Source organism: Pseudomonas sp. NPDC079367 (assembly GCF_044542195.1).
In the GTDB taxonomy this organism is placed as follows: Bacteria; Pseudomonadota; Gammaproteobacteria; order Pseudomonadales; family Pseudomonadaceae; genus Aquipseudomonas.
Genome location: NZ_JBITTW010000023.1, coordinates 16,325 through 40,792 on the forward strand (window position 1 = coordinate 16,325; position 24,468 = coordinate 40,792).

General features: G+C 59.6%; 20 protein-coding genes and 1 pseudogene. 16 read left to right on the plus strand and 5 right to left on the minus strand.

The genetic code is table 11. The features are described from left to right. Positions 1-72: 72 nt before the first annotated feature. Genes ACIGDJ_RS17835 through ACIGDJ_RS17845 form a run of 3 tightly spaced genes read left to right on the plus strand, consistent with a single transcriptional unit; the run spans position 73 to position 2,991 of the window. On the plus strand, positions 73-1,029 hold the full coding sequence (locus ACIGDJ_RS17835) for a glycosyltransferase (protein WP_101156467.1): 957 nt from the start codon (positions 73-75) through the stop codon (positions 1,027-1,029). Between the two features lie 54 nt (positions 1,030-1,083). Then, positions 1,084-1,845, plus strand: coding sequence for a hypothetical protein (locus ACIGDJ_RS17840; RefSeq protein ID WP_101156464.1), 762 nt, complete (start codon positions 1,084-1,086; stop codon positions 1,843-1,845). Between the two features lie 54 nt (positions 1,846-1,899). Continuing rightward, entirely contained in the window at positions 1,900-2,991 is a 1,092-nt protein-coding gene (locus ACIGDJ_RS17845) for a glycosyltransferase family 4 protein (RefSeq protein ID WP_397479244.1), read from the plus strand. Here ACIGDJ_RS17845 and ACIGDJ_RS17850 read toward each other — a convergent pair. Beyond that, positions 2,986-3,591 (minus strand): lipopolysaccharide kinase InaA family protein, encoded by a 606-nt coding sequence (locus tag ACIGDJ_RS17850; protein WP_101156459.1) that lies wholly within the window; start codon positions 3,589-3,591, stop codon positions 2,986-2,988. The two genes, ACIGDJ_RS17845 and ACIGDJ_RS17850, sit on opposite strands and share 6 nt — an antisense overlap. A gap of 111 nt (positions 3,592-3,702) precedes the next feature. Between ACIGDJ_RS17850 and ACIGDJ_RS17855 the strand changes: the two genes are divergently transcribed. From ACIGDJ_RS17855 to hldE, 3 genes are all read left to right on the plus strand, one after another. Further along, positions 3,703-4,875 carry an O-antigen ligase gene (locus tag ACIGDJ_RS17855; RefSeq protein WP_101156456.1) on the plus strand — a complete coding sequence of 391 codons (1,173 nt, stop codon included), beginning with the start codon at positions 3,703-3,705 and terminating at the stop codon, positions 4,873-4,875. Positions 4,876-4,890: 15 nt separating this feature from the next. After that, positions 4,891-6,696 (plus strand): lipid A export permease/ATP-binding protein MsbA, encoded by a 1,806-nt coding sequence (gene msbA, locus ACIGDJ_RS17860; protein ID WP_397479245.1) that lies wholly within the window; start codon positions 4,891-4,893, stop codon positions 6,694-6,696. A gap of 99 nt (positions 6,697-6,795) precedes the next feature. Further along, a complete protein-coding gene (gene hldE / locus ACIGDJ_RS17865; RefSeq protein ID WP_101156451.1) occupies positions 6,796-8,217 on the plus strand; it encodes a bifunctional D-glycero-beta-D-manno-heptose-7-phosphate kinase/D-glycero-beta-D-manno-heptose 1-phosphate adenylyltransferase HldE in 1,422 nt (473 codons plus the stop codon). 76 nt (positions 8,218-8,293) lie between these two features. On the opposite strand, the gene ACIGDJ_RS17870 is transcribed toward hldE, so the two are convergent. The 4 genes from ACIGDJ_RS17870 to ACIGDJ_RS17885 form a co-directional block, all read right to left on the minus strand. Then, a complete protein-coding gene (locus ACIGDJ_RS17870) occupies positions 8,294-9,262 on the minus strand; it encodes a metal ABC transporter ATPase (RefSeq protein ID WP_397479246.1) in 969 nt (322 codons plus the stop codon). A 32-nt stretch (positions 9,263-9,294) separates the two neighbouring features. After that, positions 9,295-10,107 carry an aldo/keto reductase gene (locus ACIGDJ_RS17875; protein ID WP_312997664.1) on the minus strand — a complete coding sequence of 271 codons (813 nt, stop codon included), beginning with the start codon at positions 10,105-10,107 and terminating at the stop codon, positions 9,295-9,297. Continuing rightward, on the minus strand, positions 10,104-11,279 hold the full coding sequence (locus tag ACIGDJ_RS17880) for an FAD-dependent oxidoreductase (RefSeq protein WP_312997663.1): 1,176 nt from the start codon (positions 11,277-11,279) through the stop codon (positions 10,104-10,106). The genes ACIGDJ_RS17875 and ACIGDJ_RS17880 overlap by 4 nt, the downstream gene beginning before the upstream one ends. 186 nt (positions 11,280-11,465) lie before the next feature. After that, positions 11,466-11,798 (minus strand): multidrug efflux SMR transporter, encoded by a 333-nt coding sequence (locus ACIGDJ_RS17885; RefSeq protein ID WP_312997662.1) that lies wholly within the window; start codon positions 11,796-11,798, stop codon positions 11,466-11,468. 108 nt (positions 11,799-11,906) lie between these two features. Between ACIGDJ_RS17885 and ACIGDJ_RS17890 the strand changes: the two genes are divergently transcribed. The 10 genes and pseudogenes from ACIGDJ_RS17890 (at position 11,907) to ACIGDJ_RS17935 (ending at position 24,275) form a co-directional block, all read left to right on the plus strand. Beyond that, entirely contained in the window at positions 11,907-12,803 is an 897-nt protein-coding gene (locus ACIGDJ_RS17890) for a LysR family transcriptional regulator (RefSeq protein ID WP_397479247.1), read from the plus strand. Positions 12,804-12,814: 11 nt separating this feature from the next. Continuing rightward, positions 12,815-14,089 (plus strand): lipid IV(A) 3-deoxy-D-manno-octulosonic acid transferase, encoded by a 1,275-nt coding sequence (gene waaA, locus ACIGDJ_RS17895; RefSeq protein ID WP_397479248.1) that lies wholly within the window; start codon positions 12,815-12,817, stop codon positions 14,087-14,089. A gap of 67 nt (positions 14,090-14,156) precedes the next feature. Then, entirely contained in the window at positions 14,157-14,288 is a 132-nt protein-coding gene (locus tag ACIGDJ_RS17900) for a hypothetical protein (RefSeq protein WP_397479249.1), read from the plus strand. Positions 14,289-14,428: 140 nt separating this feature from the next. Beyond that, positions 14,429-16,450 carry a type VI secretion system tip protein TssI/VgrG gene (gene tssI, locus ACIGDJ_RS17905; RefSeq protein ID WP_397479250.1) on the plus strand — a complete coding sequence of 674 codons (2,022 nt, stop codon included), beginning with the start codon at positions 14,429-14,431 and terminating at the stop codon, positions 16,448-16,450. After that, positions 16,447-17,280: a DUF4123 domain-containing protein gene (locus ACIGDJ_RS17910; RefSeq protein WP_397479251.1), complete on the plus strand. Its 834-nt coding sequence runs from the start codon at positions 16,447-16,449 to the stop codon at positions 17,278-17,280. Before tssI ends, ACIGDJ_RS17910 begins: the two co-directional genes overlap by 4 nt. After that, positions 17,277-20,549 carry a toxin VasX gene (locus ACIGDJ_RS17915; RefSeq protein WP_397479252.1) on the plus strand — a complete coding sequence of 1,091 codons (3,273 nt, stop codon included), beginning with the start codon at positions 17,277-17,279 and terminating at the stop codon, positions 20,547-20,549. The genes ACIGDJ_RS17910 and ACIGDJ_RS17915 overlap by 4 nt, the downstream gene beginning before the upstream one ends. Further along, positions 20,546-21,472, plus strand: coding sequence for a hypothetical protein (locus ACIGDJ_RS17920; RefSeq protein WP_397479253.1), 927 nt, complete (start codon positions 20,546-20,548; stop codon positions 21,470-21,472). The genes ACIGDJ_RS17915 and ACIGDJ_RS17920 overlap by 4 nt, the downstream gene beginning before the upstream one ends. Beyond that, positions 21,469-22,407 carry a hypothetical protein gene (locus tag ACIGDJ_RS17925; protein WP_397479254.1) on the plus strand — a complete coding sequence of 313 codons (939 nt, stop codon included), beginning with the start codon at positions 21,469-21,471 and terminating at the stop codon, positions 22,405-22,407. The genes ACIGDJ_RS17920 and ACIGDJ_RS17925 overlap by 4 nt, the downstream gene beginning before the upstream one ends. Continuing rightward, positions 22,404-23,351 (plus strand): hypothetical protein, encoded by a 948-nt coding sequence (locus ACIGDJ_RS17930; RefSeq protein ID WP_397479255.1) that lies wholly within the window; start codon positions 22,404-22,406, stop codon positions 23,349-23,351. Before ACIGDJ_RS17925 ends, ACIGDJ_RS17930 begins: the two co-directional genes overlap by 4 nt. Beyond that, positions 23,348-24,275, plus strand: a pseudogene (locus ACIGDJ_RS17935) (hypothetical protein). Before ACIGDJ_RS17930 ends, ACIGDJ_RS17935 begins: the two are co-directional and overlap by 4 nt. Positions 24,276-24,468 lie beyond the last annotated feature (193 nt).

The window sequence follows — 24,468 nt, forward strand, 5'->3', positions numbered from 1 at the left end:
AGCCCGCGCAAGACTTTCTTGCGGGCGGGCATGTTCAGGTTTGCTCGGGTTGCTGTTGCGGCAAGGAAGACAATGAAAGTTCTATTTCTGGTGCAGAAAGATCAGCGAGCCATTCTCGATCGTTTGTACGAGGGTGTGGCAGCCCATTGTGAGTGTGATCTGCGCTGGTTGAGCGGTGACGAACAGCGCAACCTGCGTCGATACTTTCGCCGCGAAGTCGATGTTTCGCGCTATGACCGCATCGTGTTTTTCCTGCGTTTCAAGCAGGAGATCCGTCAGGTCGGGTTCATCCGCACCGTGCCCAATCTGGTCATTCTGGAGCACGATGCCTATCAGAATTACATTCCCTGCAAATACACCGGCAAGTTCAGTGCGCATTATCGCCGGTTGCCCTGGGCACGGGTGATCAGCTCCGGTTTCGTAGTTGCCGAACGTCTGCGCTCGGAGGGCTTCGACGCCGTGTTCGTACCCAAGGGTTATGATCAGACGCAGTTGCAGGATCTGGGGCGCGAGCGGGATATCGAACTCGCTTTCGTCGGCAGCACCAACAGTGTGGCCTACAGTGGGCGCAAGGCATTGCTGGATGAGTTGGGTCAGGTCGAGCCGCTGCTGGTAACGCGTACCAAGTCAGGGAACGAATACCTTGAGACGCTCAACCGTATCCGCTTTTTTGTCAGCGCGGATGTGGGCATGGGCGAGTTCATGATCAAAAACTTCGAAGCCATGGCTTGCGGCTGCGTCCTGCTGGCCTATGATCAAGGCGCCGCGGAAAACGCGGCGCTCGGTTTGCAGGACATGCATAACGTGGTGTTCTATCAGACCATCGCGCAGCTGCAGGAAAAGCTGGCCAGGCTGCGCGAGGATCCGCAACTGGCGCAGCGCATCGCTGCCAACGGTCGTGAGCTGGCGGTGCATCAGTTCAGTTTCGCGCGGATCGGTCAGCGCATCGTTGAAGAACTTGAACCATCGTTGCGTGAGCGTGCTCCGCTGAGTCTGCTGGAAAAAATCCGCCTGAAAGTGGGCATTTGACAAGTCTCATACAGCCAGTGATATTGCTGGCGACTTCTGATTAACGAGATCTCGGTGCAATTTTCCAAAGAAAGCCAGATTACATTGGTGGTTACCAGCTGCGGTCGACTCGATCTGCTCAAGACCACTCTCGATAGCTTCGACCGGTACAACACGGCACCCATTCGTGAGGTGTTCATCACCGAAGATGCTGGCGACGAAGGCGTTGCCGCGATTCTGCCTGCTCATTGGAAAGAGCACAGCACGATCTTCGTCAATCGTCCGAAGCTGGGCCAGCTGGCATCGATCGACCTGGCCTACGGGCAAGTCACTACACCGTATATCTTTCATTGCGAAGACGACTGGGAGTTCTACCGTCCCGGGTTCGTGGAAGACTCCATGACCATTCTGGAGGCTCGGCCGGAAATTCTGCAGATCTGGTTGCGCAGCTATAATCACGATCTGCGTGTGCACAGCCCTTATATCCGTTTGGGCGCGCGCGAGATCGTCGATGGCGTCGCATGCTATCCGCTGATTTCCGACAAGCCGGAGTGGCAGGGTTTCTCGCTGAATCCCGGGTTGCGCCGACTTGAGGATTATCGGTTGTGCGCGCCTTTCGCCGGGCACGGTGGCGAAAAGGCCTTGTCACAGCGCTATTCGCAACTCAACAGGGAGGCCTTGATCCTTGAGGCAGACGCGGTCATGCACACCGGTTTCGGTCTGCATGTGCAAACGGATGTCGAGCGTGAACGCAAAGCGCGCCGCAATCGCCGCGAGCAGATTAAAATTGCCTTGTTTCTGTTGCTGGGAGTCTGCATTGGCTGGTTCATCAACTGAGTTAACGCACGCCGCTGCTTGTCCCAGCAAATCCACGCAACGGCTCTCTGTCCTATGAATATTCTCAACATCATGTGGGCCGGTGGCGCTCCGTTCGCATCAATCCATAAAGTGCACCAGCAAATTCTCTCTCAGGCCTCGCCTTCGGCGGTGGTCAAAACCTGGCTGCTTCAGGGGCAAGGAGCAGAGTGCGGCGCGGATGTGGGCGAGGTGCGGGAGTGGCGGTTATCGTCGGCCCGCCTGAAGGGGCGGCATTTCTGGCGCTTGGCCAAACCCTTTATGCAGGCGCGATTTCGTCAGGCCCTGGTGGAGAGTGACGCTCGATTGGTGTTGCTGGACGGCGTGGGCGTCGCGCGCACGTTATTGCCGGTCCTCAAGAAGCTGGCGCATATCCGCGCCGTGGTGATCTTCCACGGTTCGGCGCGTTTGAACGCTGGAGATCAGGCTCTGTTTCAATCACTCCCTGCGTCCCGGCTGACATTGGTTGCCGTTTCCGCCACCCTTGCCGATTCACTAACCAGCGACCTGCAGATGCCAGTCACCCCGTTGCGAAGTGCATTCGATCCGATGGCGTTTCGCGCTGAACTGTTCACTTGCGAGCAGGCCAGGACACGGTTGGGGTTGCCGCAAGGCGCTCCTGTCATGGGCGCGGTGGGCCGCCTGGTCTCGGAGAAGGGTTTCGGTTATCTGCTTGATGCTTTCGCTGCAGTACGGGTCAATCGTCCGGACTTGCGCCTGGTCATCATTGGTGAAGGTTCCAAACGCGCGGCGCTGCAGCAGCGCATCGAGGCGCTCGGCTTGAGCGACAGCGTCTTGCTGACCGGACATCTGACCGAAGCCGCGCAGCTTTACCGTGCTTTCGACTGGATTGCCATCCCTTCGCTGGAAGAGGGCCTGGGTCTGGTCATGCAGGAAGCGGTGATGGCCGGCGTACCGGTTTTGTGCAGCGATCTGGATGTGTTCAGCGAACAATTGGGCAGCGCCGGCTGGTATGCCCCGGTCAATGACACCAAAGCCTGGTCCGAGGCCATCGACCGCGCCTTCCGTGCCTCATCTCAAGCGATCAATGCCGAGCAATACCGCATGCTTGCACCGGACGAGGCCTGGTCGAGCTTCAGCCAGGCTGCCCGCGCATTGTTTTCATGAGGACAAGACGGCGCGCTCCAGTGCCTGCATCGGAAAGCTGTCGTTCAGCTTTTCGCGCGCAATATAGCGTGCGAAATGCTGCAGGTTGCGTTTGATCAGGCGCTTTGGCAGCGGTCCGCGGGTGAAGCGCATGTCGGCGACGTCGATCAGGCCCATGCGGTTGTCTGGCGTGACGACGATGTTGCCAAGATGCAGGGAGCGGAAATAGATGCCCGACCGGTGCAGGCTGCGTATCAGAGCGGCCAGATCCGGCAACGCCTGCTTCCAGTCGAACCCTTGTTTACTGGCGATCTGACGCAGCGTTTGCCCTGGCAGAGGCTGATACAGCACGGCGGTCATGCCTGGTTTTTCGAGGCAAAAGAACTGGAGGATCTGCAGGGTCGGCACGCCGAGTTTTTGCAACTCGATGGCGTTGTCGATGAATCGCCGGGAGTAGGGGCGAAGCAGCGCGGATGAAAAAAACCGTTTGCGACGGAACAGTTTGAGAATTTTTCCATCCTGCAGCAGGTAGACTTTCGGCCCGTAGCTGTCCGCCTCCAGCACTTTGGCAGCGTCGATCATTTGGTCTAGAGCGGCTTGTGAAAGCCGGGAGCATCGCATCGTAGGAAGCCTTGTCGAAAGTGCAGGGTGTTGTAGCGGGCAATGATGCCGAAAAGTTTCGATTTTAACCATGCCGCGTCGCATGGGCGAACCCTTGTCAGGAGCAGATTGATGCAGGAAACACGCTGGGCGCAACTATGGATGGCGACGGGGCTCTTGTGGTTTCTATTGGCCATTGCCGTAGCGCCCACCAACAAGGTTTACCAACAGGGGCTGGTCGCTCTCGTCTGGTTGCCGGCGTTATTGCTCGGCTGGTCTGCTCGTCATCGCGTCAGGGAAGTACTCCTTGAGCAACGCTGGATCTACCTGCCGTTGCTTGGATTGCTGATCTGGGCGCTGGTCAGTCTGGCATGGACAAACACACCGGAGCCCGGTCGCGAAGCCAAGCGCCTGTTGTATATCGTGGTGTTCCTGCTGTTTTTTCCGGTGTTTGCCAGCGGCCGCCCCGAGCGTTTGATTCGCCTCATGCAATGGGGCGGGCTGGGATTGGCAATCACGGCGCTGGTGGCCATCGTCAGGTTCTACGTCATTGATGGCAACGTCTGGACTGCCCGGGTAGAAGGGCTGGGTGAGCTGGCTCATCCGATTCTCGGCGGCTATGTCATTGGCCTGGCGGCAGTGTGGCTGGCCCTGTGGGCGCCGCAGGGTGCGATGCGTCAAGGGATCTGGGCGCTGGCGTTGGCGGTGCTGGTTATCTTTGTCCTGATGAGTCAGAGCCGAGGCGCGGCGTTGGCGTTGTTTCTGACCATATTGGCCATGCCGATCTGGTGCCGTGACCGCCGCAGCCGAATCGTCGCAGCCGTTGCACTGGTGGTGGCGATTGTGGCGCTGTGGCTGTTCGAGCCGTTGGTGCTGGCGCGTGGGGTCTCTTACCGTCCGCAGATTCTGATGGCTTCTCTGGACATGATCGCCAAACATCCGTGGGGTGGGCTGGGTCTGGGTGGGGATTACCGGGTGTTGTGGTCGGGTATGACTTTCGATCACGCCCATAACCTGTTCAGTCATGTCGCGATCGTGCTGGGTTTGCCGGGACTGGTGTTATGGTCTGCCGTTTGGTTCGGCGTGATTTTCCAGGCGTGGAGGGTTCGGGAAACGCTGTATGCCCGCGGGGTTATCGGTATCTGGCTGTTCTCGACGCTGGCGATGCAGTTCGATGCTGCCAGCCTGACCGGCACCCCTCGTGCCGAGTGGTTCATCAGCTGGCTGCCGTTGGGGCTTGCCAGCGTTTTGGTATGGGCGCGGGCCAATGGCGGCGCTTGTGATAAAATTTCGCGTTCTTCTTAACCAGTGAGCTCTACGATGAGTGACGCACCGCTCAAAGCGGAACAGGAATCCAGCCTGAAAATCTACTTTCGGCTGTTGGGGTACGTAAAACCCTATATCGGTCTTTTCCTGCTGAGTATCGTGGGCTTTGTGATCTTTGCCTCCACGCAACCGATGCTGGCCGGGATTCTCAAGTATTTCGTCGATGGCCTGAGCAACCCTGAAGCGGTGCTCTTCCCCAACGTTCCTTATCTGCGAGACGTGCAGCTGTTGATGGCTGTACCGTTGCTGATCATTTTGATCGCCGCGTGGCAAGGCCTTGGGTCGTTTCTTGGCAATTACTACCTGGCGAGAGTTTCGTTGGGCCTGGTGCATGACCTGCGTATCGAGTTGTTCAACAAGCTGTTGGTACTGCCCAACCGCTATTTCGATACCCATAACTCGGGTCATCTGATCTCGCGCATCACGTTCAACGTGACCATGGTCACCGGCGCCGCCACGGACGCCATCAAAGTGGTGATCCGCGAGGGCCTTACGGTCGTTTTCCTGTTTGCGTATCTGCTCTGGATGAACTGGAAGCTGACCCTGGTGATGCTGGCGATCCTGCCCGTGATCGCGTTCATGGTCGGCAACACCAGCAAGAAATTCCGCAAGCAGAGCAAGAAGATTCAAGTGGCCATGGGCGATGTGACCCATGTTGCCTCCGAAACCATTCAAGGCTATCGCGTCGTGCGCAGCTTCGGTGGCGAGGCTTATGAGCAGCAGCGTTTTGCATCGGCCAGCCAGAGCAACACCGACAAGCAATTGCGCATGACCAAGACCGGCGCGGTGTATACACCGATGCTGCAGCTGGTGATCTACACCGCCATGGCCGTGTTGATGTTCCTGGTGTTGTTCCTGCGCGGCGATGCGACGGCCGGTGATCTGGTTGCGTACATCACGGCTGCGGGCTTGCTGCCGAAACCGATCCGGCAATTGTCCGAAGTCAGCTCGACCATTCAGAAAGGTGTGGCCGGCGCAGAAAGCATTTTCGAGCAGCTGGACGTCGAGCCGGAAATCGATACCGGCACGATCGAGCGTGATCGGGTCAGTGGCCATCTGGCGGTGAACAACCTCAGCTTCACTTACCCGGGCACTGAACGCGAAGTGCTGAAAAACATCAGCTTTACCGCGTCGCCAGGTCAGATGATCGCTTTGGTCGGGCGTTCCGGCAGCGGCAAGTCGACGCTGGCCAGTCTCATTCCGCGTTTCTACCATCACGAAACCGGTGAGATTCTGCTCGATGACGTCGAGATCGAGGATTACCGTCTGCGCAACCTGCGCCGCCACGTGGCGCAGGTCACTCAGCATGTGACGCTGTTCAACGACACCATTGCCAACAACATCGCTTATGGCGATCTGGCAGGGGCGCCGCGCGAGGACATCGAGAAGGCCGCTAGGGATGCATTTGCCATGGACTTCATCGCGCAAATGCCTCAAGGCCTCGATACCCAGGTGGGCGAGAACGGTGTGCTGTTGTCTGGCGGACAGCGTCAGCGCCTGGCGATTGCCCGCGCACTGCTGAAAAACGCGCCGCTGCTGATTCTCGACGAAGCGACGTCGGCGCTCGATACCGAGTCCGAGCGGCACATTCAGGCGGCACTCGACCATGTCATGAAAGGCCGCACCACACTGGTCATTGCCCACCGCTTGTCGACCATCGAGAAGGCCGATCTGATTCTGGTCATGGATCAGGGCGAGATTGTCGAACGCGGCACTCATGCCCAGTTGCTTGCCCACAATGGCTACTACGCACGCCTGCATGCGATGGGCCTGGATGCCCCGGCTGAAGACATTGCGTGATCTGCAGACAAGGGTGAGCCAGCCTCACCCGCGTGTATTCCCGGCGCGCGCGATCCTGTTAATATCGCGCCCCTGTTCATTTTGTATGTGGGTTGCTCCATGAAATTGTCGATGCCGCGATTCGATCAAGCCCCTGTCTTGGTGGTCGGCGATGTCATGCTCGACCGTTACTGGCATGGCGGAACCTCACGGATTTCCCCCGAAGCACCGGTGCCGGTGGTCAAGGTCGAGCAGATCGAGGATCGCCCGGGCGGCGCCGCCAACGTGGCGCTGAACATTGCCGCGCTGGGTGCACCGGCATCGCTGGTGGGCGTAACCGGTGATGACGAAGCCGCCGACAGCCTGAGCAACAGTCTCAAAGGTGCTGGCGTTCGCGCCTTGTTTCAGCGCATCGCTCATCAGCCGACCATCGTCAAACTGCGGGTCATGAGCCGGCACCAGCAACTGCTGCGTATCGATTTCGAAGAGGTGTTCGCCACCGATGCGCTGGCCTTGGCCGCGCAGGTCGACGAGCTGCTGGAAGGCATCAAAGTGCTGGTGTTGTCGGATTACGGCAAAGGTGCGCTGAAAAATCACCAGACCCTGATCCAGGCCGCCCGTGCCAAAGGCATTCCGGTGCTGGCCGATCCCAAGGGCAAGGACTTTTCGATTTACCGCGGTGCCAGCCTGATCACGCCGAACCTCAGCGAGTTCGAAACCATCGTCGGCGGTTGCGCCGACGAGCACGAGCTTGTAAGCAAAGGCGCCGTGCTGATGCAGGAGCTCGACCTCGGCGCGTTGCTGGTGACCCGTGGCGAACACGGCATGACCTTGTTGCGTCCGGATCATCCGGCGTTGCATCTGCCGGCCCGCGCCCGTGAAGTGTTCGATGTGACCGGCGCCGGCGATACAGTGATTTCGACCCTGGCAGCAGCCATCGCCGCTGGCGAAGAACTGCCGCACGCTGTCGCGCTGGCCAATCTGGCCGCAGGCATCGTCGTCGGCAAGCTCGGTACAGCAGCGATCAGCGCCCCGGAGCTGCGCCGCGCCATTCAGCGCGAGGAAGGTTCGGAGCGAGGCGTGCTGGGTCTTGAGCAACTGCTGCTGGCGGTTGACGATGCCCGCGCGCACAACGAGCGAATTGTCTTCACCAATGGCTGCTTCGATATCCTGCATGCCGGCCACGTTACCTATCTGGAACAGGCCCGTGCTCAGGGCGATCGTCTGATCGTGGCGGTCAACGATGACGCCTCGGTCAGCCGCTTGAAAGGCCCGGGCCGGCCGATCAACAGCGTTGACCGGCGTATGGCGGTACTCGCCGGTCTCGGCGCTGTGGACTGGGTGATCAGCTTCTCTGAAGGCACACCGGAAAACCTGCTGCGCGAGGTCAAACCGGATGTGTTGGTCAAGGGCGGCGATTACGGCATTGATCAGGTAGTCGGTGCGGATATCGTCACCGCCTATGGCGGCACGGTGAAAGTGCTGGGGCTGGTGGAGAACAGCTCGACGACAGCAATCGTGGAAAAGATCCGCGGCCAATAAGCTCAAGAGATCGCAGCCTGCGCCAGTGCCTGAACAGAATTGTGCAGGCGCTGACGCAGGCTGCGATCTTTTGCTTTCAGGAATTCACTTTCTTGCGCGGCACGATTTTCTTCAGCAGCTGCCTCGCCTTGCCGCGCAGGCGTGCCAGTCCGGTGGCCTTGTCCGGTGGCGTCAGACCCTGTTGACGCAACCAGTCCTTCCAGCGAATCCGCTCATCGCGCACCAGCCAGCCTTCCTGTCGGGCAAAGCTTTCAGCCAGGTACAGACCGCGGGTACTCGCCGGATACAGTTGATCCTTTTTCAGGATATACAGCTCAGGCAGCGGCTGACCGTCATGCAATGGCATCAAGTACAGATCAGGCCGTTTGCGATCAAGCCGCGCGACGAGTTGATCGCCTTCCAGACGCTCGTCGACATGAAACAGGCTCAGGGATTTGGCTTCCTTGGGTACGTCCAGGCGCAGGTCATAGATCAATTGCAATGACGCCGTCGGTAGATGCACGTAGGCCCGTGGCCGCTCCAGCAGCTGCAGGTTGGCGCAGCGCACCGGGCGCGCCGAACCGGACAACGGCGTCAGGCGAAACGGCAACGCCTCGCGGTAATGCAGCGCGGCGGAGTAGGGCGCTGGCAGCCAGGTGTCGTTGAAACGCCCGCCGAGCCAGCCTTCCGGCGTTTCCAGCAAACACTCTTCGGCAATTTCTTGAATCGCCGTGTGCAGCGGAATATTCAGTTCGTGGGCCGGCACGTAGCCGGAAATCAGCTTCAGTACCACGTCGCCGCGATCCTGCCGACGCTGGCGCACCAGCACCCAGTAATCGCGGTTCTGCCAGTGCAGGGTCAGGCGCACGGAAACGCCGAGGTTGGCCAGTTCCAGGGCAAAGCGTTCGCTGTCGGCGACGCTGACCGGTTTGCGCCGTTGCAGGGTCTGGGCGAAATTCAGCGGCATGCCGACGCTCTGGTAGCTCAGGCCATCGGGCGTGGCTTCGACGAACAGCGGCAGTGTCTTGAAGTTGCTCGGGTTCTTGCGGATCAGCGTGCGCGGCATATCGGCTCCTGGCTTAAGGCCGCGGGGCGGCGTCAGTGATTACGCAGTACCTTGGCAACGGTCGCTACGTTATGGGCGAGGTGCAGCGGATTGATGGTGCCGACAATAGCACTGGCGACACCGGGCTGAGTGAACAGCAACTCGAAGCTGGCGCGCACCGGATCGACTCCCGGACTCAGACAGACATGACCGCTGGCCAGGGCTTTTTTCACCAGAATGGCTTTGCCGTGGGCAGCAGCATAGTCAATGACCGCCTTTTCGTTTTGTTCGTTCAGGTTGTAGGTGACCATCGCGCAGTCGCCGTGCTCCAGCGCTTTCAAGCCGCCTTCGACGGTTTTGCCGGAGAAACCGAAGCCGCGAATCTTGCCCTCGGCCTTCAGCGCCGCGAGGGTGGCGTAGACCTCTTCGTGCTCGAGGATCGCCATGTCGTTGCCGTCGGAGTGCACGAGAACCAGATCGATAAAATCCGTTTCCAGACGTTGCAGGCTGCGCTCGACCGACATCCGCGTGTGCGCGGCGCTGAAGTCATGGTGCGACACGCCGTCGGTAAACTCTTCGCCGACCTTGCTGACGATCACCCAGTCCTGACGCTGGCCGCGCAGCAGCGGGCCGAGGCGTTCTTCGCTGCGACCATAGGCCGGCGCGGTGTCGATCAGGTTGATGCCCAGATCCCGCGCTTGGCGCAGCAGCATGCGCGCCTCGTCGTCGCCGGGAATCTGAAAGCCGTTGGGGTATTTCACGCCTTGGTCGCGGCCGAGTTTGACCGTGCCCAGCCCCAGCGGCGAAACCCTCAGACCGGTGCTGCCCAGCGGGCGATGCAGTTCGTGCAGAGTGGCGATGGTCATGGCAGCAGTTGCTCCCAGGCGGGTACGCCAAGCGGCGGTTTCGGCAGCGGCGGCAGCGGCTCGGTCGCTTGCGGCTGGATGCCGTCACGCTGCAGCGAAGCGATGACGCGGTCGGCGAAGTCTGGCGCCAGCGCCAGTTTGGTCGGCCAGCCGACGAGCAAGCGACCTTCCTCGGCGAGGAACGCGTTGTCCGGACGGGTCAGGCCGGTCTGCAACGGCTCGGCGCGATCGACGCGCAGGGTTGCCCATTGCGTGGTGCTTAGGTCGATCCATGGCAACAGTTGCGCGACTTCCTTTTGCGCGGTGGCGATCTGTTCGGCCGGCTCGCGAGCGACGCCTTCGCTTTCGGCGATGTCACCGCCCATGTACCAGACCCACTGGCCATCAGCCGCCGGGTGCGTGGTCACGGTGATGCGCGGCTTGGTGCCGCCGCCCAGGCAGTGCGCGTACAGCGGTTTCAAGCCGGGGCCTTTGGCGAGGATCATGTGCAGCGGTCGCCGTTGCATCGCCGGACGGCTCAGGCCCAGGGCTTCGAGCAGTTCGGCAGTACCGGCGCCGGCGCTGAGGACGATGCGCTGGGCACGGATTTCGCGACCGTCGACTTTCAGGCCGACCAGCACGCCGGCTTCCAGCAGCGGCTCAATGACCTGCCCGGCGAGCAGACCGTCACCGGCCAACTCGGCCAGACGCTGGATCAGGCTCGGCACATCCACCACCAGTTCGGCCAGGCGATAGACCTTGCCCTTGAAACGCTTGTCTTGCAGGGCCGGCGGCAGTTCATCGCCCTTGACCTGATCGACCCGGCCACGCACGGCTTTGCTGGCGAAGAAACTGGTGAGGTTGCCGGCCAGCGTGCCCGGCGACCACAGGTAATGCGCTTCGGACAGCAGGCGTACGCCGGACAGATCCAGCTCGCCAGTCCCGGCCAGCGCTTCGCGCCAGCGGCGTGGCATGTCGGCGATGGCTTCCGAAGCACCGGTCAGCGCGCCGTGCAGCGCGTACTTGGCGCCGCCGTGAATGATGCCCTGGGACTTCACGCTCTGCCCGCCACCGAGGCTGGCGCTTTCCACCAGCACGGTCGAAAAACCCTGGCGGCGCAGGCGCGCATTCAGCCAGAGGCCGGCGACACCAGCGCCGACAATCAGAACGTCGGTGGAAATAACGGATGGCATGCAGCGACCTCAGTGTTCAAGACGAGGGCGCAGTATACAGACTCGGGAAAGGGGCGGATTTGTCGAAAATCAACCGGGCAGATACAAAACCAATGTGGGAGCGAGCTTGCTCGGGCGTGTCAGTCGATGTATCTGTTGCCTTACACACCGCGTTCGCTCGCTCCCACAGGGGGACGTGTTTTTTCTTTAGTGCCCGGCAGTTTTCGAGAACAGCTGAATCACCACCACGCCCAGCACGATCAGCGCCATCCCCAGCATCGCCGGGATATCCAGTTTCTGCCCGTACAGAAACAGCGCCGCGACGCTGACCATCACGATGCCCATCCCCGCCCAGACAGCGTAGGCAACGCCCACCGGCACGGTGCGCACGACCAGTGTCAGCATCCAGAATGCAATCCCGTAGCCGACAATCACCAGAATCAGCGGTAGAGGAGTGCTGAAGCCCTTGACCGCTTTCATCGAAACGGTGGCGATCACTTCGGCGCAGATGGCGATGGCCAGATAGACGTAGGCGTTCATGGTTTGATCCTCAAAATAAATCATTGCTTGCTGGAGTGACATTTTAGGGATTGCTCAGATGGGGTAAAGTCATTACCTATCTGTTCTATAGATGGGTTGGTAGCAAGCATGCAATGGAATCTCGATCAGCTGCGGGTATTTGTCGATGTCGCTGAACAGCGGTCTTTCTCCGCCGTGGCGCGCCGACAACGCAAGGCGCAATCGGCGATCAGCAGTGCTGTTGCGATGCTCGAAGAGGATTTGGGCGTGAGCCTGTTCGAACGCAGCAGCGGTCGGCAGCCGATGCTCACCGAGGCGGGCGCGGCATTGCTGGAAGAGGCACGGGAAGTGTTGCGCCAGTGCGAGCGCCTCAACGGCCGCGCGATAGCCATGCTGCGCGGCCAGGAGGCGCAGCTGCGTGTGGCGCAGGACGAGGCGATGCCCTATCAGGCGCTGGTGGAAAGTTTCGGCGAACTGGCCGAGCAGTTTCCCAGCCTGGAAGTGCAACTGACCAGCGCCGCCCAGGGCGAAGTTGCGCGCAAGCTGGTCGAGCGTCGCGCCGACCTCGGCCTGCTGTTCTACCACGATGAAATCCCCGAGGCGCTTGAGCGCCGCGTGCTCGGCAGCGTCGAAATGGTAACGGTGTGCGGCGTCAATCACCCGTTGGCCAAGTTGCCCTACGTGACCTGTCAGCAACTGGCGCAACACCGACAACTGCTGATGTCGACGCAGACCAGCGTCTATCCCGGCAACGAGCCGGCCAGCCCGCAGGTGTGGCGCGCCGACAGTTTTTACGTGATGTCCGAATGGCTGGTGCGCGATCTCGGCTGGGCGTGGTTACCGCGCCACGTTGTACAGTACTCGGCGTATCAGGGCCAGATGGTTGAGCTCGACAGCGAATGGACGCCGCCGGCACTGGTGGTGGAATTGGTCTGGCGTCGCGACGAACCGCTCGGCCCGGCCGCGCACTGGCTGGCGGAACGTTTTGCCGTGCACTTGCGGGCGATCGGCGACAAAAGCCGATAAACTCCGCCGCCATGAATAGAACTCTCTACACCGCGCTGTTTTACCTGGGGCTGCCATTGGTGGCGATTCGGCTGTGGCTGCGCGCGCGCAAGGCGCCGGCGTATGCCAAACGCATTGGCGAGCGCTTTACTTATGGCATGCCGACCTTGCAGTCCGGTGGCATCTGGGTGCACGCGGTGTCGGTGGGCGAAAGCATTGCCGCCGCGCCGATGATCCGCGCGCTGCTGGAGCGTTATCCGGCGCTGCCGATCACCGTGACCTGCATGACCCCGACCGGTTCGGAGCGGATTCAGGCACTGTTCGCCAACGAGGCGCGCATTCAACACTGCTATCTGCCGTATGACTTGCCTTGTGCGGCGGCGCGTTTTCTTGATCGCGTGCAGCCGAAACTTGCGGTGATCATGGAAACCGAGCTGTGGCCCAACCACATTCATCAGTGTGCCAAGCGCGGTATTCCGGTGGCGCTGGCCAATGGACGGTTGTCGGAGCGTTCCGCCAAGGGCTATGGTCGCTTGCGCAAACTCACTGCGCCAATGCTCGCCGAGATGAGTTTGTTTGCCGTGCAGACCGAAGCCGAAGCCCAGCGCTTCCGTTATCTCGGCGCGCGGGCTGAAACCGTCGAGGTCACCGGATCGATCAAATTCGACCTAACCATCGACCCGCAACTGCTGCAACGCGCAGCCGAGTTGCGTAGCCAATGGCAGGCACAGGAACGTCCGGTGTGGATCGCGGCCAGCACCCACGAGGGCGAAGACGAAGTAGTGCTCGACGCCCATCGTCGCCTGCTGGCCAATCATCCGGATGCATTGTTGATTCTGGTGCCACGCCATCCGGAGCGCTTCAACTCGGTGTTCGAGCTGTGCCAGCGCGAAGGTTTCGCCACGGTGCGCCGTTCGACCGGGGCCCATGTCGATGCGCAGACGAGCGTGCTGCTCGGCGACACCATGGGCGAGTTGCTGTTTCTCTATGCCCTGGCTGACAGCGCTTTTGTCGGCGGCAGTCTGGTGCCGAATGGCGGGCACAACCTGCTCGAACCCGCCGCGCTGGCGAAACCGGTACTCAGCGGCCCACACCTGTTCAACTTCCTCGACATCGCCGCGCAACTGCGCGAAGCCGGGGCGTTGGCCGAAGTGGATGATGCCGAAGGCCTCGCAGTCGAGGTGCAGCGCTTGTTCGAATTGCCGCGTGATGCGCAGCGCATGGCCGAGGCGGGGCTGGCGGTGATGCGCCGCAATCAGGGCGCGTTGCAGCGGCTGCTGGATGGTTTGGGTAGATTGATCAAGTAAGCAAAAAGATCGCAGCGTGCCGCAGCCTCTACAGGAGAAATGCCTTCCTGACTGCAGGAGCTGCGGCATGCTGCGATCTTTTGCTTTTTTAAGCCTAAGGCCGGGCTTTCAACTGCGCCTTGGCCGCCGACGCAGTGATCCACAAAAAACCGACAGTGATGTCGGTTTTTTTGTGCCTGTTGAAGGGCCGAGTTCGTGAGGGAAGTTTCCTTCCGACTTTGAGGAAGCACCCTACATCAATCCTTTTTTCACCTTGATAGCGTGCCCGGCAGTTCTCGCGAGCACAGACCAGGGACGGTTTCCACATCGCTCTTTTCCTCTTTGCTTAAGGACAAGCGTATGTTTCCGTCCACCAATGCAGCGCATTTTGTGTTGCAGATTCCTGCTATCCGTCACGACTTCCAGGTACTGGCTTTCAGCGGCACCGAAGCGATCAGCACCCTCTACCGCATCGATATTGAACTGGTCAGCGAGCACCCGGATTTTGATCTGGAGAGTCTGCTCAGCCAACCGGCATTTCTGCAATTTGGCCACAACGGCGAAGGCATTCACGGGCGTATCGAAGACGTGCTCGTCGGCGAGGCGGGCAAGCGCCTGACACGCTATCACCTGACGCTGGTACCCGCGCTGCACTATTTGCAGTTCAGCCACGATCAGCGGATTTTCCAGCGAATGACCGTGCCGCAGATCATTGCCGAGGTGCTTGAGGGGCACGGTATTCTGGGCGATGCGTTTACCTTTCATGTCAGTACCAGCGCTGCTCGTGCCTACTGCACTCAGTACGCCGAATCTGATCTGGCCTTTATCCAACGGTTATGCGCCGAGGACGGCATCGCCTGGCATCACCAGCACTCACCGGACGGCCATTTACTGGTGTTCACCGATGATCAGGTGTTCCTGCCCAAGCTTGGCGCCACGCCCTATCAGCAAAACTGCGGCATGGTCGCTGAACATCCTGTTGTCAGCCGTTTCAGTGCGCGCCTCAGCACCCGCACCAGCTCCGTCACCCGCCGTGACTATGACCTCAAACGTCCGAGCCTGCTGCTCGAAAGCCACTTCACCGCCGAGCTCACGCCGGTGCTGGAGGACTATCGGTACCCGCTGTTGATCGAGAATGAAAAGTCCGGCAAGCAAATGGCTCGGCAGGCGCTGGAGCGCCATCGCCGCGACTATGAGTTGGGCGAAGGTCAAAGCGATCAGGCAAATCTGCGCTGTGGCCATCTCTTCAAACTGACCGGACACCCGCGCAAAAGCTGCAATGACCTGTGGTTATTAATCAGCATTCGTCACCTCGGCCGCCAGCCACAAGTGCTCGAAGAGTCGATCATCAGTGACACCCAAGCCGCTGATGGTTTAACCCAGGGGTATCGCAACACCTTCAGCGTAATCCCCGCCGAGGTGGTGTTTCGCCCACCGTTGCCAGCGCCACGTCGCCCGCTGGTCTGTCAGACCGCACGGGTCACCGGGCCGGCCCATGAAGAAACCCATTGTGATGATTTAGGACGCATTAAGTGCGAGTTCGATTGGGACCGCGCCGAACTCGATAGTGAGCGCAGCAGTTGCTGGATCAGGGTTTCATCGAATTGGGCCGGGCAAGGCTTCGGTTCTGTGACGATCCCGCGCATCGGCATGGAGGTCGTGGTGACCTTTCTCGAAGGTGATCCGGACAAACCGCTGATCACCGGTTGCGTGCCCAACATGGTCAAATCCCCGCCCTACACCTTGCCCGAACACAAGACCAGAACTGTGCTGCGCAGCCACAGTTCACCGCACACCGGCGGCTACAACGAGCTGATGATCGAAGACCGCGCCGGCCAGGAAAAAATCTTTCTGCGCGCCGAGCGTGATCTCGAGCAACTGATCCTCAATGACAGCCACAGCCTGATCCGCCGGGACCGTTTCGAGCAGGTCGACAACCACAGCACCAGCCTGATCAGGGCTGATGAATGTCGCACCACCGACGGTACCCGCAACACCGTCATTGGCCGCGACGACCTGCTCACGATCAGCGGCAACAGCAGCACCACGGCGAATGGGACGCTGGTCATCCAGGCCGGCCCGCATGCGCGCGTCACCGCCAGCCAGGTGGTCATTGATGCCGATACGAGCCTGACCTTGAGTGCTGGCGGCCATCACATCGTGATCAACGCGGCGGGGATCTTCAGCAGTGTGGCGATCGTCGAGGGCGGCGCGCCGATGGCGGGAGTGGCGGCGCAGTTGGCATTGGGGGCGCAACCTGAAGATCATCAGGCCTCACTTGCGCTGTCCATTACCGCGCAAACAACTGCGCTGGCTCAGGCTGCAGATCAAGCCATTGCGGTGTGTGCCGTGTGCGAAAAACTCGCGCGGGTGAGCGCATGAATCAGGCCTATCTGTTGCTCGATCGCATCCAGATTGAAAGCCTTGCGGATCGTCTGTTCGCCCTGACAGGCGGCGCGACGGTTCACTCGCTTTATCAACGCACCGCCTACAGCGCCTTGGAAAAGGTCGGGCCATTGCTGGTGGGTGTCGGACCCGACAGCCCGCTGGCGCAGGTGTTTTGGCAGGAGTGGAGCGTGACGGCGGGCATTTGGCTGGAGTCGCAGGCAGATGAAGATCAAGTGCTGAAACATTTGCGCAGCCTGATCCACGCCCGCGTCGAGGGTGGGGTCACGGTTCTGTTTCGTTTTTACGACCCACGTATCACCGCGTTGTGGCTAAGGGATTTGCCCGCTCCCGAGCGGGATCGATTGATGGGGCCGGTATCGCTGATACAGCTACCGGATTCGCCGATCCAGCAGCAAACCGAGCAACCGGCGATCCCGTATGCGGACACGCCATGGCTGTTGTTTACAGCGCAACACCTTGATCGCTTGAGCACTGCCAAGCGCCAGTCTTTCGCTCGACAGTTGATCGAACACGCTCAGCGCTATTACCCCCAATCCCTGCAATCACTGGATTCGGCTGCGTTGCAGCAATGGGCCGTGGACTGTCAGGCCAGTGCTGCCCGCAACGGCTTCAGCGCTGGCGATGAAGTCCTGCTCTGGGCGCGATTCTTCGCCGTGCTCGGCGCGGACTTCCCCGAGGGGCCGGAGCACGGCGCGTACCGGCAGTTGCTGCGCGAACGCGGAGTTTTGCCACGTCAGCGTCTGGACAACCTCAACAGCGCATTGACGCAACAGTTGCTGAGCGACAAGGAATCAGTCCTATGAGTGCCGAAAAACTGGCCATGATCGACGAGGCCGCGCAGGCCGAACGCGCCGCCAGGTCACATCCCCATGCGGACATCAACAGCACGGTGCAACCGTGTCCGGCCGGTCAGGCTGAACTGTTTGTGGTGCCGGTGCGCTATGCGCTGGCGCACGAAAAAGCTGAACACACTTGCTGCGTCCCTGGTGTCACGCCCCAGAGTCGGCCGATGGCGGCGCGGCGCTTGCGCGCAGGGTTTGTGTATGTCTGGCAGGATCAGGGGCCGCTCAGGCGTTTCGCCGTCTCGCCGCAAGGTTTGTTGCAAGAGCAGCCACTGAACGCCGACTCCGCTCCGACCCCCGACGCACCGCTGGCAGGCCTGACGCTGCAACAAATCCACGACGCCTGGATGCTTTACAGCGAGTTCCCATTGAACGCCGAGCATTGCCAATCACTGAGCGAGAGCGGCGCCAAGCGTAGCCAGCACATGCGCCACATCGCTCTGCGCTCGGTGGCTGACGACTTGCAGGCCCCGCACTGCCCTGCGCTGGAACAGTTCGATGAGGTCATGGCCGAGCTCATCCCGAATACCTATGCCCGGTCGATGGCGGCCGATCAGCAAAAAAATGCCGACGACACCGGTGCGCTGGGCCGCGCCGTGATGAACGATCCGACCCCGGGCAACATCAAGGCTTACACCGACGCGATGCACCGTGTCCGAGCGCGCGAGGCGTTTCTCGCTCAACATCCCGCCGCCAGCGATCTACCGCCGGGCGAGTGGAGTGCCGAGCCATGGGACGGGCAGGCCACGCGCAACTGGCTCGACAACGCCAAGACGCAAAGTGCGGGGCTGTATGCCGTTTTTGCCTGCCTGGACGACGATCTGGGAGTGTTGCGCGATATCAATCACGAGCAGGAGCAGCTAGAAGCGGGCCACGAAACATGGCTCGGCGACAACAGTCTGCGTCTGAGCATCGGCGGCTTTGTGCGCAGCTTGATCACCGAGGATGGCGCCGAACTGGCCGGCAATCTCAATTATCGCTACAAGGATCACGACATCAGCCTCACGCCCGAACAGGGGCAGGTCATGCTCGATGCCCAGCATCGACTCGATGAACAACTGCGGGCTGAAACCCGGGCGCGTCAGTACGGTGGTCAGCCAACGGCGGGCGAAGCGGCCGCACGCGGGGCACGCATCGCTGACATCGTCGCCCCGGTACGTCGCTTCATCCCCGCAGAGTTGTACAACGAAGCCGAGTTCGTTGTGCGTGAATACCGCGCGGGCAAACACGCCAACCTCAACAATCACCTGCTGAGCGCCAAGGTCGGTCAGTGCATCGATCTCGACGCGATGAACACATGGTTCAGCGAAACCGCCGCGGCGCATTACCAACAGCTCGAACAGCGTCATACCGCGCTGTTCGCCGACCGGGGTGTGTACCTGCAACGCTCGGCCAGCGGCACCTGGTTTGTCGATTACGATGACCTCGAAACCCGCCAGTGGCTGACCGAACTTGCCACCCGTTGCCTTACTGCGCAATGCATCCGCGCCCAGGGCGCCGAGCAATACGCCGACTACGTGCGCGCCGCCGATGGCGGTGCGCTCAGGCAACTGTTCAACGCCTGGTCGCCGTCGCTTGAAGGCGCGGTCAACAACGCGTCACGCCTGAGCGAGCTGATGGCCGCACTGGCCATCGACAACATCACTGCCACGCATCAAGCCCTGGCGCCGCTGAGCGTGGTGGTGCTGGAGAACATCGCAACCATGGCCCGGGACGCTGCCAGCCCGTGGAACGTGCTGGTCAATCGGCTGGGCGCGGCGTTGCTGTTGCTCAAGGGCGACAAGGGCTTCAGCACCTCGTGGATGAGCATCTTCATCGCCGCGAGGCTGGGCGGCGAGAGCTGTTTGCGCTCAGTAACCGAGGGTACCCGGCCGGTGTGGCAGCTGTCGGGCCAGCGGGCCGAAGCGTTGGGTGAATGGGTGAACAAGACGGGCAAAGCCATTGGTGTCGGGCGGGTAGAGCGGATACTGAATGCGCCCGCAGTGGTGAACAGCGGCGGGGTGGTGCCGTTGGCGGCGCTGCTGCTGAACGTGGTGAATGTGCAGAACTATTTGAACGACGCCGGGGTGTTGGAGGGGATGGAGGCCCGACGGGTGAACGACACGGTGTCCGCGAGTTTGTATGGGGCGGCGGCTTTGGTGGCGGTGGTGGATAGTCAGGTGCGGTTGGGGTTGGGGAAGGATCGGTTCTTGATACGTGCTTCTGCGGCCCCGGTGCTTACGTTATTTGGTGGGGTGATTGGTGGGTTGTCGGCCTACGCCGCATTGCAAGAATTCCAGTCAATAAAGCTGCAATTGGAGGAAGCTCAAAACCGAGTCGATCCATGGCGAGAGATGCGCCAAACCGTGATTGGAGGGCAAATAGCAGCCTTCGGTGCTCAGGCGTTATTAGGGTTTGGTTACACAGCCCGCGCCCTAGCCGGGACAATCACAGCGGAAGCCGCCATCCTGCGTTACACGCTTTATATGGGGCCGTTGAACTGGATTATTGCCGCATTAGGTCTGCTGTACCTGACAGCCTGGTTCTTCGAAAAGACGCCGCTGCAAAACTTCCTGAACAACTGTTGTTGGTCCAAGGCGCGGGCTACCGATCTGGGACCCATAGCGCCCAAAGCCCAGCAGGACGAACTCGACCGTTTGTATCTCATCCTTTATACGCCGCGGGTCCGCATGGAAAGCAGTTCCAGGCCGGCGCCTGATGATGGCCGTTCTGGTCTGGCTTTCGTCAGCGCCATCGACTCTCTGACCATCGACCTGCCAGGCGCCGAGCCCAGCAGTGTCTACCTGGAACTGAGCATGGTCGGAGACCCGGTGGACACTCAGGGCTACCGCCATCTGATCAAGAACAGCCCCACCAATGGCTACAAAGCACCACGACCATGGCGAGACATGACCCCGCACTGGCTGGCCAGCAGCCGTTGTGCGTGGATGCCGGTCGAGGAAGGACAAGGCCTGCGACTCAGCGGCCCATTCAAGGAACTTGCCAACGTTCTGGGCACGCCACCCAGCACGCTTTCACTTCGGCTGCGATATCGGACGCCGTTGACCGTGATATTGGGCGCTCGCAATTTTATTGGTGGAGAACGTGGTTTGGCTTTCACCTTGAACAACTCGACCGGTGTCATCGCGCTGAGAAACGACCCGACGCCCGAACTTGATCGTGTGCCGAATTACCCGCTCGGTGCGGATCACCCCGGCGGCATTTACCTGCAACCCAAGGACAAACGATGAGTACGCCAGCGGCAGGCACCACGAATAAAGGGGTGTTATCGCGCAACGACTATTTAGCGCCGTTGCCGATTCCCACCGGTAGAAAACCTTCTGATGTACTCAACATCATCTGGCGCAAAAACGGGGTATTTCTCGATGTTGGTAACTACAGTATTGGCTCGGCGGTAATGGTGCTTTGGCCCGGGGTGATGTTGTTTTTGGGGCTGGCATACGTCTTCAAAGATCCTGACGCCTTGATCTTGGGGGCGTGCATCATGGTTCTTCCCATTTTTTGGTTGATTCAGGGGCTTTTTCGCGAAGTTCCTTTACCCATACGCTTCAACCGCCAACGCCGGGAAGTCTGCGTCCCCCGCGACAACGGCGAGTACTGGATCGTCCCCTGGGAAACCGTAACAGCCGCTGCCACTCAGCATTCATCAGTCAGTCAGGCTGGTAAAACCACGATGGGGCTGCTGGTCATCGGTTTCGAAAACCCAGACCCACACGCTAGCGAAGACAACAAGCATTTTTCATGGGGCTTCAACTGCGGCGGCGGCACAACCGCGATGGCGCTGTGGGAATGCATGCGCAGTTACATGGAGATCGGGCCAGAAGCGGTTGAGGATGCAACTGCTCGTTTCGACAGATCAAAAGGAGTCTGGGCAACTTATCTCGACGATCTGATCAAGGCTGCGAAGTTGCGAGGCTGGTTTGTCACCATTCTTTGGGAAGGGTTCTGTGGGATTTTCATATTCAACACGCTACTGATAGACGTACTTGAACGCTGGAAATTGAATCCGCCGCCTGATTTGCTCCATCCCGACATCATCGAATGGTCAAAGCCACTCCCACCGGAACAATGGGCCAAACGTTCCCCAGAGTTGCAAGCCGCCATTGCCAAACGCGAGGCCGAGTTGACCGAGCGAGCGGAGGCTGAGGTATGAGTACGCCAGCGGCAGGCACCACGGAAAAAGGGATGTTTTCGCGCAATGACTATTTAGCGCCGTTGCCGATCCCCACCGGTAGAAAACCTTCTGATGTACTTAACATCATCTGGCGCAAAAACGAGGTGTTTCTCGATATTGGTAACTACAGCATTGGTTCGGCAGTGATGGTGATGTGGCCGATGATGATGGTGTTTTTAGCTATTTCTTTTTTTACTCGAAATCTAGACCCTGATTACAGCCGTGATGTTTTGATCTTGGGTGCAATTATTCTGGCCCTTCCAACATTGTTTTTGATCCAAGGGCTCTTTCGCGAAGTTCCTTTACCAATACGCTTCAATCGCCAACGCAGAACAGTCTGCGTCCCCCGCGACAATGGCGAGTACTGGATCGTCCCCTGGGAATCCGTAACCGCCGCTGCCACGCAGCGTTCATCGGTCAGTCAGGCCGGTAAAGCCACAATGGGGCTGCTGGTCATCGGTTTCGAAAACCCAGACCCACACGCTACCGAAGACAACAAGCATTTTTCATGGGGCTTCAACTGCGGCGGCGGCACGACCGCGATGGCGCTGTGGGAATGCATGCGCAGTTACATGGAGATCGGGCCAGAGGCTGCACCGGATGCCGCGGCGCTCAACTCAGGCGCCAACCTTCGTTATTACATTGATTACATGAAGGACAAAGCCAAACAGCGTGGCTGGTTTTTGACCCTGGTATGGGAAGGTGTGTTTGGCATATTCATCTTCAATGCTCCTCTTGCTACCTACCTGCAACGGAAGAAGCTGTATCCGCCACCCGATTTACACTATCCCGACATCATCGAATGGTCAAAACCACTCCCGCCGGAACAATGGGCCAAACGTTCCCCTGAGTTGGAAGCCGCCATTGCCAAACGCGAGGCGGAGTTGACTGGGCGAGCGGAGGCTCCGGTATGAGTACGCCAGCGGCAGGCACCACGAAGAAAGGGATGTTTTCGCGCAATGACTATTTAGCGCCGTTGCCGATTCCCACCGGTAGAAAACCTTCTGATGTACTCAATATTATCTGGCGCAAAAACGAGGTGTGTCTTGACATCGGTAACTACAGCATCGGATCTGCAGTCATGGTCTTGTGGCCGATGGCATTACTGTTCGTACTGTTGAATTACATAACTCCCGATCCACTGATATGGGGCAGTGGATTAATCATTGTCGGGGTTCCAGTTTTATTTGTGATCCAAGGCCTCTTCCGCGAAGTCCCCTTACCCATACGCTTCAACCGCCAACGCCGCGAAATCTGCGTCCCCCGCGACAACGGCGAGTACTGGATCGTCCCCTGGGAAACCGTAACAGCCGCTGCCACTCAGCATTCATCAGTCAGTCAGGGCGGTAAAGCCACGATGGGGCTGCTGGTTATCGGTTTCGAAAACCCAGACCCACACGCTACCGAAGACAACAGGCATTTTTCATGGGGCTTCAACTGCGGCGGCGGCACGACCGCGATGGCGCTGTGGGAATGCATACGCAGTTATATGGAAATCGGCCCGCAAGTTTTGCCACAAACGAATGACTTTGAAGGCGGGCGAGATAAGCTGCGAGGTAGAAGTGTCTTCTGGGGTATTTGTTGTGAATATGTGGACGGCATCCGACACCATTTAGTCGCGCAGGAAGTTGGCAAGGCAGCGTGGCTGGTCATCGCAGCAGTACTCTTGGGCGCTCCACTGGCAATGATGCTGCAGGAATGGAAGTTGTCGCCCCCTCCCGATTTGCTCTATCCCGACATCATCGAATGGTCAAAACCACTCCCGCCGGAACAATGGGCCAAACGTTCCCCTGAGTTGGAAGCCGCCATTGCCAAACGCGAGGCGGAGTTGACTGGGCGAGCGGAGGCTCAGCTATGAGCACGCCAATGGCAGGCACCACGAAAAAACGGATATTTTCGCGCAACGATTATCTGGCGCCATTGCCTGTGCCTACGGGTGAAAGGCCTTGCGATGCACTCAACACCATCTGGCGCAAAAACGAGGTGTTTCTCGATATTGGTAACTACAGCATCGGTTCGGCAGTGATGGTGATGTGGCCGTCGCTGATGGTGTTCGTATTTATGGGTTACATCACCCCGGATCCCGGATTGATCTGGCTTGGAGCGTTATTTGTCATCGGTATCCCTTCACTGTTCGTTGTTCAGGGCCTCTTACGCGAAGTCCCCTTACCCATACGCTTCAACCGCCAACGCCGCGAAGTCTGCGTCCCCCGCGACAACGGCGAGTACTGGATCGTCCCTTGGGAATCCGTAACCGCCGCCGCCACGCAGCATTCATCAGTCAGTCAGGCTGGTAAAACCACGATAGGGCTGCTGGTCATCGGTTTCGAAAACCCCGATCCGCAGGCCACCGAAGACAATCAGCACTTTTCCTTTGGCTTCAACTGCGGCGGCGGTACCACGGCGATGGCGTTGTGGGAGTGCATGCGCAGTTACATGGAGGTGGGGCCCACGCTGTACCCGAAAGTCGAGTGGGTGTCGCGCCTTACGAAGAAACCCAAATTGGATCGCTCATCGTTGACCTGCGTAAAGGGGAAATGCTGAGGGTCCTGTGGGGAGTGTTCTGCATAGTTTTTTTGGGCACTTATCTGGCGAAAAGCTTCAAGCCTTGAAGCTGTCCCACCCGCCGGAATTACTTTTTCCCGACATCATCGAATGGTCAAAGCCACTCCCACCGGAACAATGGGCCAAACGTTCCCCTGAACTGGAAGCAGCTATCGCGTTGCGCGAGGCGGAACTCGCCCATCAAGCCGAGCGAGCATTGCTCATGAATCGGCCTTGAACGTCGTGAATCCACTTGCGGGTTTGCCCATCCCGGGACACGACGAACTACCGACTACGACGTCCGCCTTCCGGCGCACCTGCGGGCCGATGTCAGTCGGCTGATCCGTTATCTGCGATGCTTCGCGCTCCCTCTACCCGCAAGGATCGCGCAAGGGCAGGTTTTGGTTGCGGGCAATGATCAGGTAAAAAAA

Excerpts from the sequence above, each read along its gene's own strand:
- ACIGDJ_RS17835 (WP_101156467.1), top strand. The coding sequence starts at position 73 with ATGAAAGTTCTATTTCTGGTGCAGAAAGATCAGCGAGCCATTCTCGAT.
- ACIGDJ_RS17845 (WP_397479244.1), top strand. The coding sequence starts at position 1,900 with ATGAATATTCTCAACATCATGTGGGCCGGTGGCGCTCCGTTCGCATCA.
- ACIGDJ_RS17850 (WP_101156459.1), bottom strand. The coding sequence starts at position 3,591 with ATGCGATGCTCCCGGCTTTCACAAGCCGCTCTAGACCAAATGATCGAC.
- ACIGDJ_RS17855 (WP_101156456.1), top strand. The coding sequence starts at position 3,703 with ATGCAGGAAACACGCTGGGCGCAACTATGGATGGCGACGGGGCTCTTG.
- msbA (WP_397479245.1), top strand. The coding sequence starts at position 4,891 with ATGAGTGACGCACCGCTCAAAGCGGAACAGGAATCCAGCCTGAAAATC.
- hldE (WP_101156451.1), top strand. The coding sequence starts at position 6,796 with ATGAAATTGTCGATGCCGCGATTCGATCAAGCCCCTGTCTTGGTGGTC.
- ACIGDJ_RS17870 (WP_397479246.1), bottom strand. The coding sequence starts at position 9,262 with ATGCCGCGCACGCTGATCCGCAAGAACCCGAGCAACTTCAAGACACTG.
- ACIGDJ_RS17875 (WP_312997664.1), bottom strand. The coding sequence starts at position 10,107 with ATGACCATCGCCACTCTGCACGAACTGCATCGCCCGCTGGGCAGCACC.
- ACIGDJ_RS17880 (WP_312997663.1), bottom strand. The coding sequence starts at position 11,279 with ATGCCATCCGTTATTTCCACCGACGTTCTGATTGTCGGCGCTGGTGTC.
- ACIGDJ_RS17885 (WP_312997662.1), bottom strand. The coding sequence starts at position 11,798 with ATGAACGCCTACGTCTATCTGGCCATCGCCATCTGCGCCGAAGTGATC.
- ACIGDJ_RS17890 (WP_397479247.1), top strand. The coding sequence starts at position 11,907 with ATGCAATGGAATCTCGATCAGCTGCGGGTATTTGTCGATGTCGCTGAA.
- waaA (WP_397479248.1), top strand. The coding sequence starts at position 12,815 with ATGAATAGAACTCTCTACACCGCGCTGTTTTACCTGGGGCTGCCATTG.
- ACIGDJ_RS17900 (WP_397479249.1), top strand. The coding sequence starts at position 14,157 with ATGCTGCGATCTTTTGCTTTTTTAAGCCTAAGGCCGGGCTTTCAACTG.
- tssI (WP_397479250.1), top strand. The coding sequence starts at position 14,429 with ATGTTTCCGTCCACCAATGCAGCGCATTTTGTGTTGCAGATTCCTGCT.
- ACIGDJ_RS17910 (WP_397479251.1), top strand. The coding sequence starts at position 16,447 with ATGAATCAGGCCTATCTGTTGCTCGATCGCATCCAGATTGAAAGCCTT.
- ACIGDJ_RS17915 (WP_397479252.1), top strand. The coding sequence starts at position 17,277 with ATGAGTGCCGAAAAACTGGCCATGATCGACGAGGCCGCGCAGGCCGAA.
- ACIGDJ_RS17920 (WP_397479253.1), top strand. The coding sequence starts at position 20,546 with ATGAGTACGCCAGCGGCAGGCACCACGAATAAAGGGGTGTTATCGCGC.
- ACIGDJ_RS17925 (WP_397479254.1), top strand. The coding sequence starts at position 21,469 with ATGAGTACGCCAGCGGCAGGCACCACGGAAAAAGGGATGTTTTCGCGC.
- ACIGDJ_RS17930 (WP_397479255.1), top strand. The coding sequence starts at position 22,404 with ATGAGTACGCCAGCGGCAGGCACCACGAAGAAAGGGATGTTTTCGCGC.